A 6,287-nucleotide genomic window follows, 5' to 3' on the forward strand; every position below is an offset into this window, starting at 1 on the left:
CTCCATAGCAGCGATGCAATGAATAACGTTTTATCTATCGGGCATCAAAACAATTGGGAGCAAATGGACAGCCCTGTGTCGAACTCTGAACTCAATTCGCAAGATATCCTGCAAGCTTGGCGTGATTTTGAGTCTAGCTTTTTTGCTGGTGCCTTGCTTTGCCCCAAAGTACCATTTCGTCAGTTGCTTGACCGCTCCGGTTACGAAATTGATGTTCACAAAAAGGCCGGCGTTTCTCCTTCCGTTGCAATGCGTCGCATGACGGTGGTCTCGCCTTACCCTCATTGGCACTATTTTGATGCCTATGGCCCCGGCAAGTTAAAAGCAGTGTATCGAGGAAATGGTATTCCATTGCCTTGGGGCAACATGCGCAAAGTAAACGACCCTTGCCAGCACTGGGCGGTATTCCGACGCCTTTCCCAGCCTTTGGATACCAGTTCAGCGCAAATTTCGATTTTAAATGTTGGCGACGAGCCACGTATCTACTGCTGCGAATCGGTCAACGTATTTGACCCTGCGGGAAATAATCGCGTGCTATGTGCCGGTATTGATCTTAACCCTGCTATTTCTGCACAAGGTGGCGATGCCGTTTCCATAGCGGAAGAACTTAAGTCCCTTTGTGTCGCTTCCGGCGGAAGTAGTGTTATTCCTCCCCACATCAAAAAAGACTTAACGACTATCGCTAAGATATTAAACATCAACTGGATAGAGCGCGGGATTCAAACCCAAGCAAGGTTGATCTGCTCCAGAGGGGCGGTTTGTCCAAGACAACCTAGTTGTTACAGCAAGTGCGGAGAAGCTGATGAGACGGGCAGCGACGTGAATATCATCGGGCTTTAGAAAGAAAAAACGCCAATCACAATAAACGTGATTGGCGGTATATACTTGTGAACAATTTGTATTCACTAACAACGTCAGTTGGCTAGGTGACCCTCGGCTTAATAAGGGTCACTCTAAGTAAAGCACGATGCGTGCCAACTTTAAAAAAGCCGTTTTTTAGTAGATCCAGATGCATATCGTTGCTTTATTAACCATTAATTTCGCAAACTGCATTTGCAAAATGCAACATTATGCAAATATGCCACTGAATGCACTGCTAATAACGACTCTCTCAGCAAAGTGTCTGTGAACATATGAAGTCACATACTCTTGTACCTCAATGATGATGAGATTTCGGGCTCCCAACTTTACCATTCTTCTAACCCCTTATTGAAACTGGGTTCAGGCTCATCCGCCATGCTTTTGTTGATACATTCTCTCATCGGCTATTTTCATCATTTGCTCAGGAGATGACATTTGCGGGTCAAATATCGCGTACCCAATACTGGCTTTCAAATAGATAAGCGTTTCATCGTAAATGACGGGCGTAGAGCATAGCGCTAATCGAAGTTTTTGTAGAAGAGACTGAACATTTTCTTCCGTTCCTGGGTGATGGACTACAACTAAGAACTCATCACCGCCCATTCTGGCCACGATGTCTGATTTACGCAGAGAGCTTTTTACCCTTTCAGCCGTAGCGATTAAAACTTTGTCACCTGCGTCGTGACCATAGGTGTCGTTAATGTGTTTAAACCTATCTAGGTCAATATTAATTAAGGCGAAGCTATAACGCTTTTTATAACGTTTCGCTATTTCGAACTGCTGCTTGTAAAACTTCATAAAATAGCGACGGTTTGGTAAATTCGTGAGTTCATCGTGTAAAGCTCTGTCATCTGCAATGGTATACAGTCGATAAATGGCGAACAGCGCGAGGCTAAGTGCGAATATAATGGGATAGCCGATTACTCTAGCTAAATGCAACTGATGCCAAGAGATTTGGCGATCAGCTTTGCCTCCAGAGAAAACCACCATACTCCACCCACCATAAGGAAAATGAACCATCTCTTTTGCATATGCCATGCTATTTACACTTTGCGCGCCAAAGAAAGCATCACCAAATGAGCCACCGCTATCGTAACCACGGATCATTAAAGGGTAACGATACGAGAAATCAATTACGCCGGTTTCTCTCATCAGAGCATCGAAATCAATCACCGCACTGATCACTCCCCAGTAGTCCTGATTCATTGGAGGATCAAGAAAAACAGGCACACGCACGATCAAACCTCGGCCACCTTGAATCAAAGTCACTGGCCCTGCGATGAAAATTTCTTGTACATCCTTGGCTTTTTGCACCTGTACCCACTGCTGTGGCACTGCGCGGTAATCAAGGCCGATTAGGCGCTCATTACCTTGGCGTGGAAATACATGACTAATTACATCATTTTTCGCGATACCGATGATTGTAATATGTTTACTTTTATTTAGGATTCGGTGAGCGGCGATACTCAATTCTTCTTCTTGGTTTTTAGGAAGTAAAGTAATGAGTGTCGCTAAAGTACTGGTTTGGTAGATATCCGCCATAAGTACCGCTTCCAAATTGGAACGGAGAATGGAAAGTTGTTCTTTGGCCTCAACTTGAACTCGCTCTTTGTGAAGCTCTTGCTGGTTTCGATTTAACAGCTCAATAACCCCAATACACAAAGCGAAAAAGGTGAGGAAGAACAATGCAAAATAGCATCGCTTTCTGGGTAAATAACGCATTTTCTCCCCACAACTCGTATACAACTACGAGATTTTTTATTTATTGTTAAAATTCTTATTATCACAAGAATAACCAATCATAATCAGAAAGGTAACAGTGATTGACAACTTTTATGTTTTAGGTGTGAGATGATGCATCAACAAGGCGATTTATTTGGCGGCGATCTATGGCAAGAAGTAGAAAGAGGAAAACTTTATTATGATCCTCATTTTCTTAGCCATCTTGAGGCGGATAATTACTTTGACCAACTTCGAAAGACACTGCCATGGCACCAAGAACACATTACTATGTTCGGCAAGTCAGTACTTCAACCTCGCTTACAAGCGTGGCACGGTGATGCAGCATATACTTACTCAGGCTTAACCATGCAGCCTCACCCTTGGACTCCTGAGTTAACTCAGCTCAAAGTGCGTTGTGAATCAGTTGCTGATGTCACTTTTAATTCTGTTCTCGCTAACTTATATCGACACGGGCAAGACTCAATGGGCTGGCACCAAGATAATGAACCAGAGTTAGGTAGAAACCCTGTTATCGCATCTTTGAACTTAGGTGAAACACGTCGATTTTTGCTTAGAAATTTACATTGTAAAACTGAGATTGAATATGAGCTTTCTCACGGCTCCTTACTGATTATGGCTGGCGAGCTCCAGCATCACTGGAAGCACTGCGTACCAAAAACCGCGAAAACCAAAGATGAACGTATCAACCTGACTTTTAGGCAAATTTTCAACTATTGACTCAGCTTTTACATTCTCAATTAATATTGATGGTAGGTTTAGGTTCAGGACTTCATAGGGAATGGATTTATGCGTATTAAACCTCTTAGCTTAGCGGTCTTACTCTTTTACTCACTTACCTTTGCTGCTCAGGCATCACAGGAAGACGTACCGCTTCTCGATAATACTCAATCAGCGCAGTTGATTCGTAGTACCTACGAACAAGAACTGTTCACTTTCCCGGCGTTTAAAGAGGGCCATTTTGGCTTACGCATGTACCGCCAAACATTAGATGAGAAATATCACGCTGCCATTTGGACCGACATGGCACAAGTAGCCAGCCGGTTAAACCTATTTGCTAATGAAGTCGTTGAACCAGAAGACATCATTCTCTATTCATCTCAAAGGTTGACCACGTATCAAGAGAAAGAAACCGAACGAGGGCAGCGACGCTATACCGTGACTAAACACCATCCTGAGTACCTTTATCTTGGTGTGGATTTGCTTGGCGCAATGGCAAGAGCAAACGAATATGGCCTACAACATAAACAAGACAAAACGCTGAGAAAAATTATTAGGCGCTACGATTTCTCGCGTTACGTTACGGACAAAGAGATGATAGAGGCATGGGCAGCTCAGCTTGCAAACCAAGTCTACTGGCTTCGTCAGCTAGGAGAGCAAGATGTGGTCGAGGAATTCACTCAAACCTTCCGGAACACCTACCCCGACGATAAAGATAAGATGCTTTCAGCTCAGCAGTATTGGAACAAACTCTATGGTATGACGCACATCATCTTTGCCGATTCACAGTATTATCAGGAGCGAGTAAGCGAGAAGAAACACCAATGGATTTATGATTACTTTCGCAACAACATCGACACTATCCTACTGCGCGCCAAAGAAGACGTGATTGCGGAAGTCGGCATTTCGTTTTTGTTAGCAGGCTTGGACCATGATCCGGTCGTAAAGAAGACCCGCCAAGCCATTCGTCATGCAATCAACGCAGAAAAAGGGATGATTCCGTCGGTCGACGGTAACTTTGATCTCAAGTACGGCGAACACCGTAACGTGCTAGCCATCATGCTGCTCGATTGGAAAGGGGTACATAAAGCGCCAACTTATCAAGAGCACCCAGAGGCTTTTAAATCGATACCTTACGGCTTAATGCCCAAGCCTTAGAAATAACAAAACCCGCCATTTAGGCGGGTTTTGAGTGTGGATCTTCAATCTAAATTAGAGAGAGATAAAAATTCCCGCTAAGCAAGCACTCATCAGGTTAGCGAGTGTACCAGCAGCAACCGCTTTTAGGCCTAGACTTGCAACATCTTTGCGGCGCTCAGGTGCCATCACGCCGATAGAGCCCAACTGAATCGCAATTGAGCCAATGTTCGCAAAACCACACAACGCAAAAGTGATAATAATTTGAGTATGCTCAGACAGTGTCGCTTTGTGCTGCACAAAATCGATAAACGCAACAAACTCATTCATCACCACTTTCTGACCAATGTATGAACCCGCAGCTAGAATTTCGTGGCTTGGCACACCAATCAACCACGCTAGAGGTGCAAACAAATAACCAAAAATCGCTTGTAGCGTTACGCCAGAGAAACCAAGTATCTCACCCAAGTTTTCTAGCCCCGTGTTCACCATCGCGATAACACTCACGAAAGCGATAAGCATGGTACCAACAGCAACGGCAACTTTCATACCGCCCATGGCACCGCTTGCTAGCGCATCAATTACGTTGCTTTCTTCTGATTTATCTAGCTCAATATTGTTGTAATCGCTTGGCGTTTGACGCTCAGGAACGATGATTTTTGCCATCATCAAACTACCTGGTGCTGCCATAAAGCTTGCCGCGATCAAGTATTTGAGGTCGACCCCTAAACCAGCATAACCACCAAGCACACTGCCCGCCACTGAAGCCATACCACCAGCCATCACGGCAAACAGTTCAGAGCGAGTCATGTTAGAAAGAAATGGACGAATAAGAAGTGGTGACTCGCCTTGAGATAAGAAAATGTTCCCTGTTGCAACCAAAGACTCTGCTTTACTCGTACCCAAGAACTTCTGGATAGCGCCGCCAATAAATTGAATCACTTTTTGCATAATGCCCAAATAGTAAAGGGCGGAGATAAGAGCACTGAAGAAGATGATGATAGGAAGGACACGGATAGCGAAGATAAAGCCAGAAGAAGCGAGGTCACCAAAGAGGAATTTAATCCCTTCATCAGCAAAGCTGAGTAGCCCCGCGACACCATTACTTAAACTCGCCAGCGCCGCTTGACCCAACGGGAAATAGAGCACCAAAGCAGCAAACCCCATTTGTAGCATCAAGGCGCGAGATACAGTTTTCCAATTAATGGAAGAACGACCCTCAGAAAGTAGGAAAGCACAACCTAGCAGTGCAACAATACCAAATAGACTAAATAGAACACTCATGAGCTGGACCTACTAAACGTTGAAAAAGAAAAAAGAGCCAAAGGAATTGGCAGAAGAAAGGGACAACGCAGCGAGTGATAACTCACTTTTAGATCCAGAATGTAGACAGAACGAATAGTTCGACATCTTATTTTTACCTTATACAAGCAATTGAACGTAGCTGGTCCGGTCCGTGGGGTCATTCACTGCTGGCGAGCATGTTGCTTGGCCTGCTCCATGTGACGGCTTGTATGGGTAAGGGTCCTGAACAACTAAACCCTAATTCCCGCTTAAACGGGACGCAAGTATAGCCAACAAAAAGAGATATTCATCACATTTATTTACGCAAACGTTCAAGCGTTCAAAATTTAGGCAAAAGTACTCTTTTGTCGTCATACTATTAATAAAAGTAAGGGCATAAGGATAGGCGTTGATGGTAAAAAACATAAAAGTGACCAATAAATATGCAATCAAACTCGAAAGAGCCAAAATTCGTCATTTTGCTCTCGCCAACAGGTGGATTTTGGTTATACAATTCGCGTTGCTTCTTTCGAGGCCTCTGAGTA

Annotated in this window: 5 protein-coding genes; 3 read left to right on the forward strand and 2 right to left on the reverse strand. The window is 44.1% G+C overall.

The features are described 5' to 3' along the window. Positions 1-840, forward strand: an 840-nt coding sequence (locus tag CAG68_RS16080) for a DUF3612 domain-containing protein (protein WP_161441360.1), incomplete at its 5' end; no start/stop codon positions are given. Between the two features lie 387 nt (positions 841-1,227). Here the strand turns inward: CAG68_RS16080 and CAG68_RS16085 are convergent. Continuing rightward, positions 1,228-2,583 carry a diguanylate cyclase gene (locus CAG68_RS16085; RefSeq protein WP_161441361.1) on the reverse strand — a complete coding sequence of 452 codons (1,356 nt, stop codon included), beginning with the start codon at positions 2,581-2,583 and terminating at the stop codon, positions 1,228-1,230. Between the two features lie 132 nt (positions 2,584-2,715). On the opposite strand from CAG68_RS16085, the gene CAG68_RS16090 reads away from it, so the two are divergent. Continuing rightward, positions 2,716-3,321 (forward strand): alpha-ketoglutarate-dependent dioxygenase AlkB family protein, encoded by a 606-nt coding sequence (locus CAG68_RS16090; RefSeq protein WP_005374161.1) that lies wholly within the window; start codon positions 2,716-2,718, stop codon positions 3,319-3,321. Between the two features lie 69 nt (positions 3,322-3,390). After that, on the forward strand, positions 3,391-4,479 hold the full coding sequence (locus CAG68_RS16095) for a DUF3541 domain-containing protein (RefSeq protein ID WP_005374164.1): 1,089 nt from the start codon (positions 3,391-3,393) through the stop codon (positions 4,477-4,479). 54 nt (positions 4,480-4,533) lie between these two features. On the opposite strand, the gene CAG68_RS16100 is transcribed toward CAG68_RS16095, so the two are convergent. Further along, positions 4,534-5,742: a NupC/NupG family nucleoside CNT transporter gene (locus CAG68_RS16100; protein WP_017635515.1), complete on the reverse strand. Its 1,209-nt coding sequence runs from the start codon at positions 5,740-5,742 to the stop codon at positions 4,534-4,536. Between the last annotated feature and the right edge of the window lie 545 nt (positions 5,743-6,287).

Source organism: Vibrio sp. V42_P2S4T144 (assembly GCF_009904715.1).
Lineage (GTDB): Bacteria > Pseudomonadota > Gammaproteobacteria > Enterobacterales > Vibrionaceae > Vibrio > Vibrio alginolyticus.